Genomic DNA, 18,381 nt, shown 5'->3' with positions numbered 1-18,381 from the left:
GCGCGGGCTCAGTGCTGGGTGGGGTCGATGCCCTTGGTCTCGGGGCCGTAGGGGAAGGGCGCGATGGCGCCCATGGTGAGCAGCTCGAGCGGGCCGTCGGTGGGGGCACTGACGACCACCACGTCGGGGTCGGCGCCACAGAACTCCCACACCGTCTGGCGGCACTCCGAGCACGGGATGCCGGAGTAGGGGCCGACGACGCAGACCGCCCGCAGGCGACGGTGCCCGGCGTTGGCCATGGCGACGACGGCGGATCGCTCGGCGTGGACCGAGGCCTGGAGAGTGACGGTCTCCATGTTGGCACCGGCGAACACGCTTCCGTCGAGGGTCAGGACGGAGGCCCCGACGTGGTGGACGGAGTACGGGGCGTAGGCGTGTGTCCGGGCCGCGGTGGCGGCGTCGACGAGGCGTGCCACGTCGGCATCGGTGACGGTCATGCGGTTCCTCCTGAGGCGCTCACGACCACGGCACGGGCGTGGTCGACGTAGATGTCGAGGGCGTCCCCGGCGATCGGGACGCTCGAGGTGGGCGGGACCGACACGATCCCCTCGTCGCCGGAGGCGACTCGCAGCTTGAGCTTGAGGTGGTCCCCGGCGAACGCCGAGGCGACGACCGTCGTCGGCACGCACGCCCACGAGTCACGTTCCCCGGGCCGCGGTGCTGCCGAGACCGACCCCGACCGCCAGATGGAGCGGGCCGGCCCCTCTTCGACGTCAGCGACGTCGAGGCGGAGCGGCACGTCGCCGTCCGCGGTGAAGGCGCCCCCGGTGACCTGGCCGCTGATGGAGAACGACTCCCCGAGGAAGTCGGCCACGAACAGCGACCGCGGTCGGTCGTAGACGTCCTGCGGCGTCCCGACCTGCTCGACGCGGCCCTGGTTGAACACGACGATCTGGTCGGACATGGCCAGGGCCTCCTCCTGGTCGTGCGTGACGTAGATGATCGTGACGTCGAGCCGCTCGTGCAGGGCCTTGATCTCCAGCTGCATCGTCTCGCGCAGGCGTCGGTCGAGCGCGCCGAGCGGCTCGTCCATGAGCAGCAGCGCCGGGTCGAAGACCAGCGCGCGGGCGATCGCGACGCGCTGCTGCTGCCCGCCCGAGAGCTCGTGCGGACTGCGGCTCGCGACGTGGGGCAGCTCGACGAGCTCGAGCGCCGCGCGGACCCGCCTCGACCGGTCGCTGCGATCCACACCGCGCATCCGGAGGGGGAACTCGACGTTCTTCGCGACGGACATGTGCGGGAAGAGCGAGTAGTTCTGGAACACCACCCCGACCCCGCGCTGCTCGGGCGGCTGGGAGGTGATGTCGCGGTCCCCGAAGAGCACGGCACCCTCATCGGGTCGCTCGAAGCCGGAGATCATCTTCAGCGTCGTCGTCTTGCCCGACCCCGAAGGGCCGAGGAAGGAGACGAAGGAGCCCGCCTCGACGGTGAGGTCGAGCGGCGCGACGGCGACCTCCGTCCCGTAGGACTTGCTCACCCCCCGCAGCTCGACCGGGACGGCACCGGTCGGCGTGGTGCCGGCGCGGGCGCGCGCGGCGGCTCCCGGAGGGCCGCTGGGCGACGGGCCGGCCTCGCTGCCGGTACGGGTCTCACTGGACACGCTTCTTCCTCTCTCCCTTGAGCACGACGTACGCCATGACCAGGCTGGTCACCGCGAACAGCAAGGTGGCCACGACAGCGACGTTGGGATCGACCCGCTCCCGCAGCTGGTTCCACATGACGACGGGCAGGGTCTTGAACGTCGGGTCGGTCAGGTAGATCGCGACGACCACCTCGTCCCACGAGGTGATGAACGCGAAGATCGCCCCTGCGGCCATGCCGCCCTTGACCAGGGGTAGCACGATCTCGACGAGCACGCGCCACCGCTTCGCACCCAGGCTCTGCGCGGCCGTGAGGAGGGTCGGGTCGACGAGCTGGGCGCTGGACATCACCGTGAGCACCACGAACGGGAGCGCCATCACGGTGTGCGCGGCGACCAGGCCCCAGTAGCCGACCAGGTCGAAGCGCGCGTAGGTGATGTACATGCCGATCGCCAGGACCATGGGGGGCATCACGGCCGGCACCAGGGCGAAGCCGAGGAAGAGGGACCGTCCTCGCCAGCGCCACAGACCGATGGCGATCCCGGCCGGCGCGCCGATGAGCGTGGACAGCACGACGACCGCGAGGGCCACGGCCAGGCTGTTGCGCGCGGCCTCGAGCCAGACGGCGTTGCCCGCGATCGCCTCGTACCAGCGCAGGCTGAAGCCCTGCGGCGGGAACTCGAGGATCTGCGAGGAGGAGAAGCTCATCGGCACGACCACCAGCGACGGCAGCACGAGCAGCAGCACGATGAGCAGGACGGGCAGCGGGCGCAGGACCCTCGCGACGAGGGACATCAGCTCTTCCTTCCGGTCTCGAGCACCGAGCGCGTCAGCGAGCGCCACCCGGCCATCAGCGCGACGAGCACCATCACGGTCGTCAGCGCCGCCAGGGCACCCGCCAGGCCCCAGTCACCCTGCTGCTGGACCGCGTTCTCGATGAGCACGGCGATCGGCTGGTCGCCTGGTCCTCCGAGGAGCACCGGGGTGATGTAGTAGCCGGTCGCCAGGATGAAGGTGAGGAACGCGCCCGCCGCCAGCCCGGGCCTCGTGAGTGGCAAGAACACGCGGAAGAACGCCTTCGTGGGGCTCGCGCCGAGGCTGCGGGCGGCCTGCACGAGGCTGACGTCCACGCGCGTCATCGCGCTGTAGCAGGGCAGGATCACGAAGGGCAGCAGGATCTGGGTCATCCCGAGCGTGACCGCGAAGCTGTTGCGCAGCAGTGGCAGCGGCGCATCGATCATGCCCAGCGAGGCCAGCGTCTTGTTGATGACGCCCTCGTCGCGGAGCATCACGGCCCAGGCGTAGGTCCGTACGAGCAGGCTCGTCCAGAAGGGCACCAGCACGCAGTAGAGCAGGAACACCCGCATGCGCCGTGACGCCTTGAAGGTCGCGTAGGCGTAGGTGTAGCCGAGCAGGGAGGCACACACCGTGACGGTGACGGCCGTGCGGACGGTGTTCCACGCGAAGCGGCGGGCGGCCGGGTCGTCGAGCACACGACGGTAGTTGTCGAGTCCGGCGCCGGCCGGGTCGGTGAAGCCACGCTCGATGACGAAGTAGAGCGGCGCGACGAAGAACAGGGCGAGCAGGCACAGGAGCGGCATGATCAGCAGCCAGTGCAACGACCCGGTCCTGGGTTGCGACATGGTGTCCTCCTTCGTCATCGAGCGTGGCGTTGCGGGATCGTCAGAGCGTGGAGCGCCACTTCTGGTAGGCGGCCTCGACGTCGGCTGAGTTCTCGGCGATCCACACGTCGTCGAACTCGGCGTGCGGCTCGTCGAGGTGCGCGGTCGGGAGGTCCTTCTCCATCGCGGCGTCGGGGGTCGCGGCGGTGTTCGACGGGGCGAGCGGGAGGTACTGGCTCGGCTTGCCGTTGGCGTCGGCCCCGACGGCGTAGGCGATCAGCTCCATCGCGGCGTCCTTGTTCTTGGTCCCCTTGGGGACCGAGAGGTAGGAGGCGGCGAGGATCTGGTCGCGGAAGGTGTAGTCCACGGGCTTGCCGAGCTCGTTCTTCACGTCGTAGGCGCGCGCGTTGTAGGTCATCACCATCGCGACCTCACCGGAGCCGACGAGGTCCTCCGACTCGGCGCCGCTGGTCCAGAAGACCAGGTCGTCCTTGATCGTGTCGAGCTTCGCGATCGCGCGGTCGAGGTCGAGGGGGTAGAGGTCCTCGGGGGCGACGCCGTCGGCGAGGAGCGCGATCTCGACGATGCCACCGACGGAGTAGTCCATGACGGCGCGCTTGCCGGGATAGGTCTCGGTGTCGAAGAAGTCGGCCCACCCCTGGGGAGTGCCACTGACCTTGTCGGTGTTCCAGGCGAGCTGGATGGAGTAGATCGTGTTGGCGACGCGGTACTTCGAGGCATAGCCGTCCAGGATCTCGTCCTCGGGGATGACCGAGTAGTCCAGCGGCTCGAGGTAGTCGGAGTCGGCCTCCGTGCCCCAGGTGTTGTCACCGTTGTAGACGTCCCAGGTCACCCGGTCGGCCTCGACCATGGCGCGGAGCTTCGCGTTGTCGGTGCCGGCCTCGGAGACGATGTCGACGTCGTTCTCGCTCGCGTAGGGCTGGAGGACGCCCTGGTCGATCGCCTCGTGGAAGGCTCCGCCCCCGTCGACCCAGACGATCGAGTCGCCGGATCCCGAGCCGTCGCCCGACGACCCGCAGCCCGCGGCCGCCATCAGTCCGAGGGCAGCGACCGCTGCCAGGGCTTTCCGCTTCATGATGTCTTCTCCGATGCGCGTCATGGGCCCGAGAGCCGACCCGGATGGCCAGCAGTCATTCGTATGACTGGGGAACCTAGGCCGCCCGCGATCACCCCGTCAAGAGGTCTTGCCGAACTCGTCCGATCCGTGTCATCGTTCCCACTCCCGTCTAGTCATACGATTGACCTAGGAGATCCCGTGAGTCGTCAGTCCGTCCCACAGCTGCTGAACAGGAAGCGACACGGCGAGGAGCTCACCCCCGCGGAGATCCGCGGACTGGTGGAGGGATACGTCGCCGGCGAGGTGGCCCACGAGCAGATGGCGGCGTTCTGCATGGCCGTGTGCTGCTGGGGCGCCTCGGAGGCGGAGACCGTCGCCCTCACCGGAGCCGTGATCGACTCGGGCCACCGACACGACCTGTCGGCGCTGGGTCGACCCGCGGTCGACAAGCACTCGACGGGCGGGGTGGGCGACAAGATCAGCCTCCCGCTGGTCCCCCTCGTCGTCGCCTGTGGCGCCGTCGTCCCGCAGACCGCCGGTCGGGCGCTCGGGCACACCGGCGGCACGCTCGACAAGATGGAGTCCTACCTCGGCTGGCGCGCCCGGCTCACCCCCGACGAGCAGCACCGCATCCTGACCGAGGTCGGCGGTGTCATCAGCGGCCAGAGCGACGACCTCGCCCCCGCCGACCGGCTCATGTACGCCCTGCGCGACATCACCGGCACGGTGGAGTCCGTCCCGCTCATCGTCGCGAGCGTCCTGGGCAAGAAGATCGCCGAGGGCACCCAGGGCCTCGTCCTCGACGTGAAGGTCGGCAGTGGCGCCTTCATGAAGGACCTCGACCAGGCCACCGAGCTCGCCCGTGCCCTGGTCGGGACCGCGACCCGGTTCGGGGTCGCGACGAGCGCCCTGCTGACGGACATGAGCACCCCGCTCGGCCTCACCGTCGGCAACGCGCTTGAGGTCCGCGAGGCGGTCGAGGTCCTGCAGGGCGGCGGGCCGAGCGACGTCGTCGAGCTCACCTTGGCCCTCGCGCGGGAGATGGTGCGCCACGCGGGCATCGACGTGGATCCCGCGACCAAGCTCGCCGACGGCAGCGCGTACGACGTGTGGCGACGCATGGTGGCCGCCCAGGGTGGCGATCCCGACCAGACCCTCCCGACCGCGACGCACGTCGAGCACGTCGTCGCGACCACGGAGGGGCACCTCGTCCTCGACGCGTGGGAGGTCGCCGCGGTCGGGCGTGCCGCCGGCACCGGACGCGAGCGCAAGGAGGACGAGGTCGACCTCACCGCGGGTGTCGAGCTGCTGGTCTCGGCCGGCACCCGGGTCAGTGCGGGGCAGCAGGTCGCGCGGGTCCACTCCTCCTCCCCCGATCGGATGGCGGCCGCCATGTCCCTCACCGACGCCATCGCCGCGACGACCCCGGAGGCGCCGAGCCCCCCGCCGCACGACCGCGTGCTCGCACGGATCGGCTAGCGGCCGGTCGAGGGCGACCGACCGGGATCGACGGTGCGAGGATCGCCCGCATGCGAGCGATGGTGGTCGATGCCGTCAGGGCACAGCCGGAGGTCCGCGAGGTCCCCGATCCCTCGGCACCCGAGGGCGGTGTCGTCGTACGGGTCCAGGCGACGGGCCTGTGCCGCAGCGACTGGCACGCCTGGGCGGGCCACGACGACATCGCCTTCCCGCACGTGCCCGGTCACGAGCTGGCCGGCGAGGTCGTCGAGGTCGGCGCCGGGGTCACGCGCTGGCAGCCGGGCGACCGGGTCACCGTCCCCTTCGTGTGCGGGTGCGGGCGCTGCGAGTGGTGCGCCAGCGGCAACGCACAGGTCTGTCCCGACCAGCAGCAGCCGGGCTTCACCCACTGGGGGTCCTTCGCCGAGCTCGTGGCGCTGCACGCGGCCGACACCAACCTGGTCGCCGTTCCCGAGGAGGTGGAGACCACCGCCGCGGCCGCGCTGGGCTGCCGGTTCGCCACTGCGTACCGCGCGCTCGTCGGTCGCGCGCAGGTGGCGCCGGGCGAGTGGGTGTGCGTCGTGGGCGCGGGCGGCGTGGGCCTCAGCGCGCTCATGATCGCCCGAGCGCTCGGCGCTCGGGTGGTGGCGGTCGACCGCCACGCCGAGGCGCTCGAGGTCGCGACCGGGCTGGGGGCCGAGCACGCCGTCCTCGCCGACGGAGCCGACGTCGCGGCGATCGTCGCCGACCTCACGGGCGGCGGCAGCCACGTGGCGGTCGACGCGGTCGGGAGCGAGCAGACGTGCTCCGCGGCCATCCTCGGCCTACGGCGGCGAGGTCGGCTCGCACAGGTGGGCCTGCTGCCTCCGGTCGACGGTCACCCGCGCGTGCCGATGGACCGGGTGATCGCCTGGGAGCTCGACCTCCTGGGCAGCCACGGCATGGCCGCGGTCGACTATCCGGCCATGATGGCGCTGATCGCCTCCGGGGACCTGGAGCAGCAGCGACTGGTCGAGCGCACGGTCGACCTGGCGGAGGCCTCGCTCCTGCTGCCCGGCTTCGACCGGCTCACCGTCGCCGGGATGACGATCGTCGACCCCGCCCGCTGACCCGGGGCGGTCAGCCGGATCAGGCGGCGGTGCGCGTGGTGAGCCTGGCGACCAGGCGCCGCAGCGCGCTCTGGCGCGGCGCGCCGAAGGTGAGCGGCAGCATCGAGGTGAGGCCCTCGCGCTCGGCCATCAGCGCGATGGCGTCGTCCTCGTAGGCCTGGGCGAGCCGGTCGGCGGCTGCGAAGTCGTCGCGACCGACGGCCAGGTCGATCTGGCTGCGGTAGTGGGCGTGGAGCTCGTTGAGCTCGTCGATCAGGCGCATGGGATCTCCTCGGGAAGCGTCGTACGTCCAGTGTGCGCACATCCATTGGATCGATCCAAAGGGTGGGTGGTGTGATTTCCAACCCGCCGGTCGGCGTCCGCCGGGGCTTCGCACCCGAGACTCCCGCTTGGCGGCCGAGATCTGGTGTCACAACCGGGGCGGTCACCGGATATCCGGTGATTCCGGAGCACGGGGCGGGCGCAATTTGCACTCAGTGCAATACTCGACGACGTGAACTTCCTCTGTCGTCCGGCGTCGGCGCGCGAGCAGCGGCACGACGCCATCGTCGAGGCCGCTCGCGCGCTGGCGAGCGAGCACGGGGCCGGTGGCTTCACGGTCGACCAGGTGGCCGCGCTGGCCGGGGTCTCGCGGCGTACGGTCTTCAACCACTTCGCCGGCGTGGACCAGCTGCTGGTCGCGGTGTGCGACCAGATCCTTGCCGAGGTGATCGACGAGCTCCTCGTGGCCGTCGACCGGCTCACGACGGACCTGCCGCCGGGAGAGGCCGGAGCGAGGGCGGCCCTCGACGCGCTCTGCGAGGCCACGCGAGGTGTCGACCTCCCGACCGCGATCGTCAGCATCCACCAGGCGATCGCGGGCCCGGAGGCCGGCCACGACGACGACAAGGTCGGCGGGATCTCGCGGGCCGCGTTCGAGCACGTCATGGTCCGGTTGAGCGAGCGCCTGAGCGAGCGCGCGCCGGACCTCGACCCCCTCGACCTCGAGCTCACGCTCACACTGCTGACGAACGGGCTCGCAGCCGTCGGTCAGCGGTGGGCCGAGCGGCACGACGTCCTCACCCACGACGTACCTCCCGCAGCTCGCGCCGACTGGGACCACCTGGTCGACCGCCTGCTGCACCTGCTCCGTGTCGGCCACTCCGGCTGACTCCACCGACCTCGCCACCACCCTCCCCGAAAGGCCTGCCCCCACATGGCTGAGCTCCTCTACCGTCTCGGTCGCTTCGCGGCCCGCCGCCACTGGACCGTCATCGGTGCGTGGCTGGCGCTGCTGGCCGTGACCGCGGTGACGTACGTGTCGTTCGCCGGCACGCTCTCGTCGGCGATCACCCTGCCCGACACCCCGACGACGCGGGTCTCCCAGCAGCTCGAGGACGACTTCGAGGGCACCGGTGGCGGCAACGGTGCCCTCGTGGCCGAGACGACCGACGACGCTGCCTTCACCTCGCAGCAGGAGAAGCAGCTCGGCGAGCTCTTCGACCGGATCACAGGAGTCGACGGCGTCGCCGACGTGACCGACCCCTTCGAGACCCAGGCACAGCTCGACGACTCGGCGAAGCAGGTCTCCGACGGCAAGGAGCAGCTCGACGACGGCCTGGCCAAGCTGCGCGAGGCCCAGGCGCAGATCGACGGCGGCCGCGCGGCGCTCGAGCAGCAGCGCGAGCAGGCGCGCGAGGCGGGCACGCTCGCCGACGTACGCGCCCAGCTCGCCGCGGCCGAGAAGCAGCTCGACGAGGGCCAGGCCGAGCTGGACGAGCAGCGCGCCAAGGCTGAGGCCCAGGCGCCGCAGCTCGAGCAGGGCCTCACGCTGTCGCGGCTGTCCGCGCCCTACCGCAGCGTGTCGGAGGACGGCTCGGCCGCAGTGGCCAACGTGGTCTTCGACGTCGCGACCAACGAGGTCAGCGTGGAGACCAAGACCGCGATCGAGGACCTCGTCGCCGATGCCGACATCGACGGCGTCGAGGTGTTCGCCTCGCAGGAGATCGCCCAGACCGTGCCCGAGATCCTCGGACCCGGCGAGATCGCCGGTGTCGTCGTCGCGGCGATCGTCCTCGCCGTCATGCTCGGAACCCTCGTCGGAGCGGCGCTGCCACTGGTGACCGCGCTCCTCGGCGTCGGCATCGCCTCGCTCGGGTCGCTCTCACTGTCGGGGACCGTGGAGTTCCTGTCCGTGACGCCGGTGCTCGGCGTGATGCTCGGTCTCGCCGTGGGCATCGACTACTCGCTCTTCATCATCAACCGCCACCGCCGTCAGCTGATGCAGGGAGCCGACCTGCACGAGTCGCTCGGCCTCGCCAACGGCACCTCGGGCAACGCCGTCGTCTTCGCCGGCGTCACCGTGATGGTCGCCCTGCTCGCCCTCAACGTGACGGGCATCGGCTTCCTCGGCCTGATGGGCACCGTCGGGGCTGTCGCGGTGCTGGTCGCGATCCTCATGGCGGTCACCCTCACCCCGGCCATCCTGTCCCTGGTGGGCCACCGCATCCTGAGGAAGAAGGAGCGCGCCCGGCTCGCGTCCGGCGAGCGCGTCGACGACGCGGTGGTCAGCGAGCGCGACAAGCCGATGCGCACCAGTCGTGCGTGGGCGGTGCTCGGCCTCGGCGTCGTCGCGCTCCTCGCCGTCGCCGCCCCCGCCACCCAGATGCGGCTCGGACTGCCGGACGGTGCCACCCGGGCACCCGACTCGTCGGGCTACCGGGCCTACGAGGCGCAGGCGGAGAAGTTCGGCGACGGGTTCAACGGACCGCTGCTAGTCGTCGCCGACCTGCCGAAGACCGTCGGGAAGGACGACGTCGTCGCCGAGCAGGCCGCCGTCGGCGAGGCGCTCGGCCGGGTGTGGGACGTCCACGCCGTCGTCCCGATCGGTGCGTCGACCGACCGCTCGGCGCTGGCCTTCCAGGTCATCCCCGAGCAGTCCCCGTCGAGCCAGTCGACCACCGACCTGGTGCACAACCTGCGCGAGCTCCGGCCGACGACGAGCGACGGCGAGCGGGCGACCCTCGGCGTCGCCGGCAACGCCAGCGCCGGCATCGACATCTCCGAGCAGCTCGCCGGCGTGCTGCCGGTCTACCTCGTCCTGGTCGTCGGGCTCTCGCTGCTCATCCTCGTCGTGGTGTTCCGCTCGATCCTGGTGCCGGTCACCGCGACGCTGGGCTTCGTGCTCTCGCTGCTCGCGGCCTTCGGCGGGCTCACCGCGATCTTCCAGCTCGGCTTCCTGAGCGACCTCTTCGGCGTCCACGCACCCGGACCGGTGCTGAGCTTCCTGCCGATCATCGCGACCGGAATCCTGTTCGGCCTGGCGATGGACTACCAGCTCTTCCTCGTCTCGGGCATGCGCGAGGCGTTCGCCCACGGCGCACCTGCACGGGTCGCCGTCCAGCACGGCCTCCGCGCCGGACGGGCGGTGGTCACGGCCGCGGCGATCATCATGACCTCGGTCTTCGCGGGCTTCATCTTCAGCCACGACGCGACGATCAAGCCGATCGGCTTCGCACTCGCCTTCGGCGTCCTGATCGACGCCTTCGTCGTCCGGATGCTGCTCATCCCGGCCGCGATGCACCTGCTCGGCGAGCACGCGTGGTGGCTGCCGCGCTGGCTCGACCGGATCCTCCCCGACGTCGACGTCGAGGGGGCCGGGCTCGAGCGGAGCCACCCGGTCGAGGCGGCGAGTGGGACGCACCGCGCCGGTCCTGACGCCTGACCCCGCCCGCCGGGGTGGGGTCGGCGCGTCAGTACCAGCCGAGCTCGTGCAGCCGCTCGTCCGAGAGACCGAAGGCGTGCCCGACCTCGTGCCCGAGCACCTTGAGCACGCGGGCGGGTACGTCGTCCGCGTCGCGGCAGGTCGACAGGATCGGCAGCCGGTAGAGGGTGATCGTGTCGGGCATCGAGCCCGGCGGGCGACCGCCGTAGCGGGTGCGCGGGACGCCGCGGTAGAGCCCGAGCAGGGTGCGGCCCGGGCCGACCAGGTCGGCGGGAGGCGCGTCGTCGACGGTGATCACGATGTCCTCGACGAAGTGCTCGACCCACTCGGGGAGCTCGTCGATGGCGTCGCGCACGAGGTCGTCGAACGCCTCGGCCGACACCAGCTCCTCCACGATGCGAGCCTACGTCGGCCGACCTCGGTCAGACTGTCCTCGTGACCGAGACCCGACCCGTCCTCACCTGGCTGACCGACATGGACGGCGTGCTCGTCCGAGAGGAGGACCCGATCCCCGGCGCGAAGGAGTTCATCGCCGCCCTGCGCGAGCAGGAGATCCCCTTCCTGGTCCTGACCAACAACTCGATCTACACCCCGCGCGACCTGCGCGTGCGTCTGCTGCGCAGCAGCGGCATCGACGTGCCGGAGGACTCCATCTGGACCTCGGCGCTCGCGACCGCGCAGTTCCTCGACGACCAGCGTCCGGGAGGGTCGGCCTACGTCGTGGGCGAGTCGGGCCTGACCGCGGCCGTGCACGACATCGGCTACGTGATGACCGACCGCGACCCCGACTACGTCGTCCTCGGCGAGACGCGGACCTACTCGTTCGAGGCCATCACCCGGGCGATCCGCCTCATCAACGACGGGGCGCGCTTCATCGCGACCAACCCCGACCCGAGTGGTCCGAGCGCCCAGGGGATGCTGCCGGCGACGGGATCGGTGGCCGCGCTGATCAGCACCGCGACGGGACGCTCGCCCTACTTCATCGGCAAGCCCAACCCGCTGATGATGCGCTCCGCCCTCAACCGGCTCGAGGCGCACTCGGAGACCACCGTGATGATCGGCGACCGGATGGACACCGACATCATCAGCGGCCTCGAAGCCGGCCTGCGCACGATCCTGGTCGCGACCGGTGCCACCGAGCGGCACCAGGTGGAGGACTTCCCCTACCGACCCACGCGGGTCGTCGACTCGATCGCCGACGTGGTGTCGCTGGTCGGCGAGCTGTTCCGTCCCGACGAGGCCTGACCCGCGACGCGCCGAGACCCGGACACCCACCCCGTCGGGGATGGGCGTCCGGGCCTCTGGAGCTGCGGGTGTGCACCGGGATCAGACCCGGGTCTTGTCCTTGCCCGCGACGGTCTCGGCGACGCCGATCAGCAGCACGGCGGCGATCACCGCGAAGATGAAGCCGAGGACGTTGAGCTCGCCGATGTCACCGGTGCCGATCATCGAGGCGAGCAGTCCGCCGATGATCGAGCCGACGATGCCGAGGCCGAGGGTGGCCAGGAGGCCCAGGTTCTGCTTGCCGGGCTTGATGAGTCGGGCCAGCGCTCCGATGATGAGGCCGGCGATGAGGAATCCGATGATCCCGAACATGGTGTGCTCCTGCTTTTCGAGGGTCGGAGCGAATGACTCCGCCTCCACCATAGCCGCGCCTAGGCCAGGGGCCCCGGTCGCCGCAGGCGGTCGCTGCGCCACGAGCGATGGACGACGATCGCCGCGACGACGGCGCCGAGCACGCCGAGACTCAGGTCGCTCAGCGTGTCGGCGTAGGCGAAGCGCCGCTCGGTCGACCTGCTGATGAAGGCGAAGAACTCGGCCACCTCCCAGGCGATGGCCGCGGTCGCACCGAACGCGAGGGCTCGCTCGAGGACGCGGCCGAGCCCCACCTCGCGCGAGAGCGTGAGGAGGATGAACGCCGCCGCGAGGAGCCCGGTGTTCATGAAGTGCATCCAGTCGTCGAACCACCAGACCGTGTCGTAGAGGTCCATCCGGTTGCCGAGGATGTCGGTGAAGCAGGTGATGGTGATCAGGAGGTCGGGCAGCCACGGGAACGAGATCCGGTCGCGCCAGAGCGTCCACCACAGGACCGGCACGACGAAGGAGGCCAGCGGATAGCCGACGGCGCGGAGCCCGGCGGCCTTGTCGCGCAGGTTGGCCTGGTCGGGGTACAGCACCGCGAGGAACAGCATCCCGACCAGCAGCCCTTTGGCCAGGACGTTCGCCGTCTTCGCGATCGTCGGGGTCGTCGTACGCTCGATGGCTGCCTCGGTCACGCGCACACCCTCTCATCGGGTGGGCGCGGCCGACCTCACCAGGATGCGGCGTGGCACTCCTTGGCGGGGTTGGCCTCGACCTGGAGCGTGGCGTGGTCGATGCCGTGGCCCTCGCGCAGCGTGGTCTGCGCACCGGCGAGGACGGCCTGCGCGTCGGCGCCGACGCACACCACGAGGTGGGCGGTGGCGACGTTCATCCCGGAGGTCAGCGTCCACGCGTGGAGGTCGTGCACCTCGGCGACGCCCGAGACCTGCTCGAGGTCGCGCACGACCGCGGCGAGGTCGACGTCCTGCGGAGCGTGCTGCCCGAGCACGGCGAGCACCTCACGCCCGAGCACCACCGCCCGGACCGCGACGAAGAGACCGATCGCGACGGCGACGACGGTGTCCCACTGGCCGGCGCCGGTGAGGCTGACGAGGAGCCCGGCGACGATGACTCCGACGCTGCCGGCGGCGTCGGCCACCACCTCGAAGTAGGCGCCCTTGACGTTGAGCGACTCCCGCGCCCCGCTCCGCAGCAGCGCCAGGCAGACGACGTTGACGAGCAGACCGAGGGCGCCGACGACCAGCATCGGTACGGACGCCACCTCCACGGGCCCGCCGATGCGGCCTACGGCCTCGATCACCACGAACGCCGAGACGCCCAGCATGATCAGCACCGTGAGGCCGGAGGCGAACACCTCGGCGCGGTAGGAGCCGTAGGTACGTCGACCAGTGCCGTCGGGCCGGGTGGCGATCTTGGTCGCCACGAGCGCGGCGCCCAGCGCGACCACGTCGGCGGCCATGTGGCCGGCGTCGGAGATCAGCGCGAGCGACTGGGCGGCGAGGCCGACCACGAGCTCGACGACGAAGAAGCTCGCGACGAGGCCGAACGCGACGGCCAGGCGCCAGCGGTGCCGGCCCGCCGCACTGCCGTGACCGTGTCCTGCACCCACGTGCATCCTCCATCGCCTGTCATCTTTGTCATCGCTCTTTGGCGATGATAGACCGGACGGGGCGTCGCCGTCCACCTTGCTCGCATGCCGCAGGATGGAGCCGACCAGACCCGCCCACGCGCCGAGGACCACGGATGAGCCAGCACGACCCGGAGCCGGTGACCGACGACCGCCGCCTCGCCTGGGGCCTCGTCGTCGGCGGTCTGATCGCCTTCGTGGCAGCCTTCGTGCTGCTGCTCGAGCGGCTGCGGCTCTTCGAGGACAGCTCGTACGTGCCCAGCTGCAGCATCAACCCGGTGCTCAGCTGCGGCAACGTGATGGAGTCCGCACAGGCCTCGCTGCTCGGCTTCCCCAACCCGATCATCGGCGTCGCGTCGTTCCCCGTCGTCATCGCGACGGGCATGGCGCTGCTCGGCGGCGCGCGGCTCGCCCGGTGGTACTGGGCCGGGCTCCAAGTCGGCGTCACCGTCGCGATGGTCTTCATCTCGTGGCTGGTCTTCCAGAGCCTCTACCGGATCGGCGCGCTCTGCCCCTACTGCATGGTCGTGTGGGTCGTGGTGATCCCGATGTTCCTCTACGTCACGCTCCGCAACGTCTCGGCGGGCGTCCTCGGCAAAGGCGCGGCCGGGCGACCGGCGGCAGTGCTGCGCGACTGGCACGCACCGCTGCTGGTGCTCGCCTACATGGTCGTGGTGCTGCTGATCCTCGAGCGGTTCTGGGACTACTGGTCGACCCTGCTCTGAGGCGCGCCGTCCGCTCCCTCAGCCGTGGTGGTCCTCGTAGTGGTGCCCGGGGCTGACGGCCGTGAGGTCGAGCAGGCGCTCCGCGGTGCCGAGGACCTCGAGCAGCTCGTCGCTGTGGTTGAGCGACCACATCGACGCCCGCCCCTCCGGACGCGAGGTGACCAGGCCGCAGTCCTTGAGGCACGCGAGGTGCTTGGAGACGGTGCTCTGCGCCAGACCGAGGTGGGCGGTGAGGTCGACGACGCGGTGCTCACCGAGGACGAGGTGGCGCACGATCAGCAGCCTCGAGGGATCCGACAGCGCGTGGAAGAGGGCGGCCTCGGCGGTCAGGCCGTCGGTCTCCTGCTTCATCGCCACCCGACGATGCTAGGTCATCGTGGACCACCCACCCGGCCCCGCCTGCGGGTCGCCTAGCCTGCGAAGGTGGACAGGCGACTGCTGGCGGACACCCGGCCGCTCGCCAACCCGCACTTCAAGCGGCTGTGGCTGGCCAACATCGTCACGGTCATCGGAGCCCAACTGACCGTCGTGGCGGTGCCCGCGCAGATCTATGCGATGACCGGCTCGTCGGCGTACGTCGGGTTGACCGGTGTCTTCGGGCTGATCCCGCTGGTCGTCTTCGGTCTGTGGGGCGGCGCGCTGGCCGACGTCTTCGACCGGCGCACGCTGCTGATGATCACCACGACCGGGCTGATCGTGACCAGCGCGTGCTTCTGGGCCCAGGCCGCGCTCGGCGCGGAGGACGTGTGGCTGCTGCTGTCGCTGTTCGCGGTGCAGCAGGCGTTCTTCGCGGTCAACCAGCCGACGCGCTCGGCCCTGCTCCCGAGGCTGCTCGACAAGGAGCTGCTGCCCGCGGCCAACTCGCTCAACATGACCGTGATGCAGGCCGGTGGTATCGCGGGCCCCCTCGTCGGCGGCGCGCTGATCCCGCTGATCGGCTTCTCGTGGCTCTACCTGCTCGACACGATCACGCTCTTCGCCACCCTCGGCGCGGTGGTCGGCCTCCCCGCGCTGCCGGTCATCGGGGCGACCGTGACACCCGGGCTGTCGGCGGTGATCGACGGGTTCCGCTACCTGCGCACCCAGCCGGTGCTGATGATGTCCTTCGTCGTCGACCTGATCGCCATGGTCTTCGGCATGCCGCGGGCGCTGTTCCCCGAGATGGCGCACGTCGACTTCGGCGGACCGAGCGAGGGCGGGCTGGCCTTCGCCCTGCTCTTCGCCGCCATCCCGGCCGGCGCGGTCGTCGGCGGCGTGCTGTCGGGCTGGGTCTCGCGGGTCGAGCGCCAGGGCCTCGCGGTCATCATCTCGATCGTCGTGTGGGGCGTGGCGATGGTCGGCTTCGGCGTCTCGGCGATGTTCGCCTCGCTCGCCCCGGCCGCCATGCTCACCGTCGCGGTCCTCATGCTCGCGATCGGGGGCGCGGCCGACATGGCCTCAGCGGCCTTCCGGATGTCGATGCTCCAGGCCGCCGCCGACGACTCGGTCCGCGGGCGCCTGCAGGGCATCTTCATCGTCGTGGTCGCCGGCGGACCCCGCATCGCCGACGTGGCCCACGGTGCGACCGCGGCAGCCACCGGTGCCGCGGTCGCCGCGGCGGGTGGCGGCGTGCTCGTGGTGGTCTTCACAGTCCTCGCCGCGCTCCTCGTGCCGGCGTTCGTGCGCTACCGGATCACGCGGGTCGCCTGACCGCCGCCGTCCGGAGCCGTCGTACTCCCGCCCGGACGCACACGTGTCCGAGATGTCGCCCCCGATCGGTCCGACTCAGGGCAACTTCGCGGACACGTGTCCGGCGCGGGCGACGGTCGTTGCCTCCAGACCGCAGGCCCGGCGCCACGACCGCGGCGGCGCGGGTCAGACCGGGCGGGACTTCGGCGAGTTCTCCGCGGTCAGCTTCGGGTCGCGGACCACGACCGAGCCGATGGCGTCGTCGATGCGCTTCATCACGTCGGCGTCGAGGCGTACGCCGGCGGCCTTGACGTTGTCGGCGACCTGCTCAGGGCGCGAGGCACCGACGAGGGCGGCGGCCACGTTGTCGTTCTGGAGCACCCAGGCGACGGCGAGCTGGGCCATGCTCAGCCCGAGGTCGGAGGCGATCGGCTCGAGGTCCTGCACCGCGGTGAGGACGTCGTCCTTCATCCAGCGCGAGATCATGTCGGCGCCGCCCTTGGTGTCGGTCGCGCGCGAGCCGGCCGGCGGCTCTGCCCCGGGCTTGTACTTGCCGGTGAGCACGCCCTGCGCGATCGGGCTCCACACGATCTGCGAGACACCGAGCTCCCGCGAGGCCGGCACGACCTCGTCCTCGATGACGCGCCAGAGCATGGAGTACTGCGGCTGGCTCGAGATCAGCTGGAAGCCGAGCTCCTTGGACAGCTCGACGCCGGCGCGGATCTGGTCGGCGGTCCACTCGCTGACGCCGATGTAGAGCGCCTTGCCCTGGCGCACGACGTCGGCGAAGGCCTGCATCGTCTCCTCGAGCGGGGTCTCGGTGTCGAAGCGGTGGGCCTGGTAGAGGTCGACGTAGTCGGTCTGCAGGCGCTCGAGGGAGCCGTTGATCCCCTCCATGATGTGCTTGCGGGACAGGCCGACGTCGTTCTTGCCCTTCGGGCCGGTCGGCCAGTAGACCTTGGTGAAGATCTCCAGCGACTCGCGCCGCTCGCCCTTCAACGCCTCGCCGAGCACCGTCTCGGCCGCGGTGTTGGCGTAGACGTCAGCCGTGTCGAAGGTCGAGATGCCCTCGTCGAGCGCGGCGCGCACGCACTGCGTGGCGACGTCGTTCTCGACCTGGGAGCCGTGGGTGAGCCAGTTGCCGTAGGTGATCTCGGAGATCTTGAGTCCGCTGTCGCCGAGGTATCGGAATTCCATCCCTCGACACTAGCCCCGGCCCCGCGCGCCCGCGACGGCGCGGCTCAAGCCTCGGCCGAGGGCGGCGTCGGCGACAGCGTGCGGTCGAGCCACACGTAGAGCGCGAAGAAGCCGACGAACAGCAGCGTGATCCCGCCGCACGCGACGAGGACCGGGCCCCAGCCGTCCTTGTCGGCGTCCATGAACGGATAGGGCACCCACCCGTCGATCTCGGCGAAGACCAGCGTCCACGCCGTCCACGCGATGGGCCAGACGATGGCGTACGCCGCGTCCCGCACGCTGGCCCTCGGCCGGGGTCCGACCCAGGCCCAGGCGGCGACGGCCACGACCGGGACGACCATGTGCAGCCACTTGTCGGCGAGCCAGTCGGCACCGTCGAGGTGGAGCAGCGGACGGAGCAGGAAGAAGTGCACCAGCCCGGTGACGGTGATGCCGACGAGGCCGGCCAGCCGTGCCACCCGCCACCAGGGCCGGTCGGCGAGCGGGTCGCGGGCCAGGACCGTGGAGGGGATCGCGACCAGCAGGTTGCTCTGGATCGTGAAGTAGGCGAAGAAGCGATAGATGCGCTCCCCCATGCCGGGCGGGTCGTCCTCGAGCAGCACGTCCGAGCCCCGGAGCACCAGGACGAGCTGGAAGAGCACCGCTCCCCAGGCGAGGACGGCGACGACGAGGTGCACGGTCCGGGCGCGCGCGGGGCTCATGGCAGGAGCCTAGGGCTCCGAGGAGTCGGCAGCGAGGATCAGTCGAGGACGACGAGGACGTCGCCGTCCTGCACGACGTCGCCGACCGTCACCTTGATGGCGGTGACGGTGCCCGCGCGCTCGGCGAGCATCGGGATCTCCATCTTCATCGACTCCAGCAGCACCACGGTGTCACCGGCCTCGACGCGGTCGCCCTCCGCGACCTCGATCACCAGCACGTTGGCGACCAGCTCGGACACGATCTCGAGGGAGGTGGGACGGGCCATGCCGCCGACGTTAGCGGTTACCGCGCCGTATGCAGGGATCGGACC

21 protein-coding genes are annotated in these 18,381 nt (G+C 70.9%); 7 read left to right on the top strand and 14 right to left on the bottom strand.

Going from position 1 to position 18,381, the window contains the following annotated elements; all coding sequences use genetic code 11:
• Positions 1–8: 8 nt before the first annotated feature.
• The 5 genes from IEZ25_RS17700 to IEZ25_RS17680 are packed head-to-tail and all read right to left on the bottom strand — an operon-like array spanning position 9 to position 4,298.
• Positions 9–437 carry a cytidine deaminase gene (locus IEZ25_RS17700; RefSeq protein WP_191200764.1) on the bottom strand — a complete coding sequence of 143 codons (429 nt, stop codon included), beginning with the start codon at positions 435–437 and terminating at the stop codon, positions 9–11.
• Positions 434–1,600, bottom strand: a complete 1,167-nt coding sequence (locus IEZ25_RS17695; protein ID WP_318152307.1) for an ABC transporter ATP-binding protein — start codon at positions 1,598–1,600, stop codon at positions 434–436. Before IEZ25_RS17695 ends, IEZ25_RS17700 begins: the two co-directional genes overlap by 4 nt.
• Positions 1,590–2,375: an ABC transporter permease gene (locus tag IEZ25_RS17690; RefSeq protein ID WP_191200763.1), complete on the bottom strand. Its 786-nt coding sequence runs from the start codon at positions 2,373–2,375 to the stop codon at positions 1,590–1,592. Before IEZ25_RS17690 ends, IEZ25_RS17695 begins: the two co-directional genes overlap by 11 nt.
• Positions 2,375–3,223 carry an ABC transporter permease gene (locus IEZ25_RS17685; RefSeq protein ID WP_191200762.1) on the bottom strand — a complete coding sequence of 283 codons (849 nt, stop codon included), beginning with the start codon at positions 3,221–3,223 and terminating at the stop codon, positions 2,375–2,377. The genes IEZ25_RS17690 and IEZ25_RS17685 overlap by 1 nt, the downstream gene beginning before the upstream one ends.
• 40 nt (positions 3,224–3,263) lie before the next feature.
• The gene (locus tag IEZ25_RS17680; protein WP_191200761.1) at positions 3,264–4,298 is read right to left on the bottom strand and encodes an extracellular solute-binding protein; all 1,035 of its coding nucleotides are present in this window, start codon (positions 4,296–4,298) and stop codon (positions 3,264–3,266) included.
• A gap of 180 nt (positions 4,299–4,478) precedes the next feature.
• Here IEZ25_RS17680 and IEZ25_RS17675 point away from each other — a divergent pair, with 180 nt between their 5' ends.
• Together IEZ25_RS17675 and IEZ25_RS17670 are read left to right on the top strand one after the other, a co-directional pair.
• Positions 4,479–5,759, top strand: coding sequence for a thymidine phosphorylase (locus IEZ25_RS17675; protein WP_318152306.1), 1,281 nt, complete (start codon positions 4,479–4,481; stop codon positions 5,757–5,759).
• Between the two features lie 50 nt (positions 5,760–5,809).
• Positions 5,810–6,847 carry an alcohol dehydrogenase catalytic domain-containing protein gene (locus tag IEZ25_RS17670; protein WP_191200759.1) on the top strand — a complete coding sequence of 346 codons (1,038 nt, stop codon included), beginning with the start codon at positions 5,810–5,812 and terminating at the stop codon, positions 6,845–6,847.
• A 19-nt stretch (positions 6,848–6,866) separates the two neighbouring features.
• Here the strand turns inward: IEZ25_RS17670 and IEZ25_RS17665 are convergent, their stop codons facing one another.
• Complete coding sequence (locus IEZ25_RS17665) at positions 6,867–7,109, bottom strand: hypothetical protein (RefSeq protein WP_191200758.1); 243 nt, start codon at positions 7,107–7,109, stop codon at positions 6,867–6,869.
• 231 nt (positions 7,110–7,340) lie between these two features.
• On the opposite strand from IEZ25_RS17665, the gene IEZ25_RS17660 reads away from it, so the two are divergent.
• Positions 7,341–7,997, top strand: a complete 657-nt coding sequence (locus tag IEZ25_RS17660; RefSeq protein WP_191200757.1) for a TetR/AcrR family transcriptional regulator — start codon at positions 7,341–7,343, stop codon at positions 7,995–7,997.
• Between the two features lie 45 nt (positions 7,998–8,042).
• Complete coding sequence (locus IEZ25_RS17655; protein WP_191200756.1) at positions 8,043–10,550, top strand: MMPL family transporter; 2,508 nt, start codon at positions 8,043–8,045, stop codon at positions 10,548–10,550.
• A 28-nt stretch (positions 10,551–10,578) separates the two neighbouring features.
• Here the strand turns inward: IEZ25_RS17655 and IEZ25_RS17650 are convergent, their stop codons facing one another.
• Entirely contained in the window at positions 10,579–10,944 is a 366-nt protein-coding gene (locus tag IEZ25_RS17650) for a metallopeptidase family protein (RefSeq protein WP_318152305.1), read from the bottom strand.
• 80 nt (positions 10,945–11,024) lie between these two features.
• On the opposite strand from IEZ25_RS17650, the gene IEZ25_RS17645 reads away from it, so the two are divergent.
• Entirely contained in the window at positions 11,025–11,795 is a 771-nt protein-coding gene (locus tag IEZ25_RS17645; RefSeq protein ID WP_191200831.1) for an HAD-IIA family hydrolase, read from the top strand.
• An 81-nt stretch (positions 11,796–11,876) separates the two neighbouring features.
• Here IEZ25_RS17645 and IEZ25_RS17640 read toward each other — a convergent pair whose 3' ends face one another.
• Genes IEZ25_RS17640 through IEZ25_RS17630 form a run of 3 tightly spaced genes read right to left on the bottom strand, consistent with a single transcriptional unit; the run spans position 11,877 to position 13,767 of the window.
• The gene (locus IEZ25_RS17640) at positions 11,877–12,146 is read right to left on the bottom strand and encodes a GlsB/YeaQ/YmgE family stress response membrane protein (protein ID WP_224749189.1); all 270 of its coding nucleotides are present in this window, start codon (positions 12,144–12,146) and stop codon (positions 11,877–11,879) included.
• Between the two features lie 59 nt (positions 12,147–12,205).
• Positions 12,206–12,826 carry a hypothetical protein gene (locus tag IEZ25_RS17635; protein WP_191200755.1) on the bottom strand — a complete coding sequence of 207 codons (621 nt, stop codon included), beginning with the start codon at positions 12,824–12,826 and terminating at the stop codon, positions 12,206–12,208.
• Positions 12,827–12,861: 35 nt separating this feature from the next.
• A complete protein-coding gene (locus tag IEZ25_RS17630) occupies positions 12,862–13,767 on the bottom strand; it encodes a cation diffusion facilitator family transporter (protein ID WP_191200754.1) in 906 nt (301 codons plus the stop codon).
• Between the two features lie 128 nt (positions 13,768–13,895).
• On the opposite strand from IEZ25_RS17630, the gene IEZ25_RS17625 reads away from it, so the two are divergent.
• Positions 13,896–14,504, top strand: coding sequence for a vitamin K epoxide reductase family protein (locus IEZ25_RS17625; protein WP_191200753.1), 609 nt, complete (start codon positions 13,896–13,898; stop codon positions 14,502–14,504).
• Positions 14,505–14,522: 18 nt separating this feature from the next.
• Here the strand turns inward: IEZ25_RS17625 and IEZ25_RS17620 are convergent, their stop codons facing one another.
• On the bottom strand, positions 14,523–14,855 hold the full coding sequence (locus IEZ25_RS17620; RefSeq protein ID WP_191200829.1) for an ArsR/SmtB family transcription factor: 333 nt from the start codon (positions 14,853–14,855) through the stop codon (positions 14,523–14,525).
• A 72-nt stretch (positions 14,856–14,927) separates the two neighbouring features.
• On the opposite strand from IEZ25_RS17620, the gene IEZ25_RS17615 reads away from it, so the two are divergent.
• Positions 14,928–16,193 (top strand): MFS transporter, encoded by a 1,266-nt coding sequence (locus IEZ25_RS17615; protein ID WP_191200752.1) that lies wholly within the window; start codon positions 14,928–14,930, stop codon positions 16,191–16,193.
• A 165-nt stretch (positions 16,194–16,358) separates the two neighbouring features.
• Here IEZ25_RS17615 and IEZ25_RS17610 read toward each other — a convergent pair whose 3' ends face one another.
• From IEZ25_RS17610 to IEZ25_RS17600, 3 genes are read right to left on the bottom strand one after another with little or no spacing between them, the layout of a single operon-like run.
• Positions 16,359–17,369, bottom strand: a complete 1,011-nt coding sequence (locus IEZ25_RS17610; protein WP_191200751.1) for an aldo/keto reductase family protein — start codon at positions 17,367–17,369, stop codon at positions 16,359–16,361.
• Between the two features lie 44 nt (positions 17,370–17,413).
• Complete coding sequence (locus IEZ25_RS17605) at positions 17,414–18,070, bottom strand: Pr6Pr family membrane protein (RefSeq protein ID WP_191200750.1); 657 nt, start codon at positions 18,068–18,070, stop codon at positions 17,414–17,416.
• 38 nt (positions 18,071–18,108) lie between these two features.
• The gene (locus tag IEZ25_RS17600; RefSeq protein WP_191200749.1) at positions 18,109–18,336 is read right to left on the bottom strand and encodes a biotin/lipoyl-binding carrier protein; all 228 of its coding nucleotides are present in this window, start codon (positions 18,334–18,336) and stop codon (positions 18,109–18,111) included.
• Between the last annotated feature and the right edge of the window lie 45 nt (positions 18,337–18,381).

This window comes from Nocardioides hwasunensis (assembly GCF_014779665.1).
GTDB classification, from domain to species: Bacteria; Actinomycetota; Actinomycetes; order Propionibacteriales; family Nocardioidaceae; genus Nocardioides; species Nocardioides hwasunensis.
The sequence above is the reverse complement of the archived record's forward strand: the minus strand, read 5'-3'. Positions and strand labels throughout refer to the sequence as shown.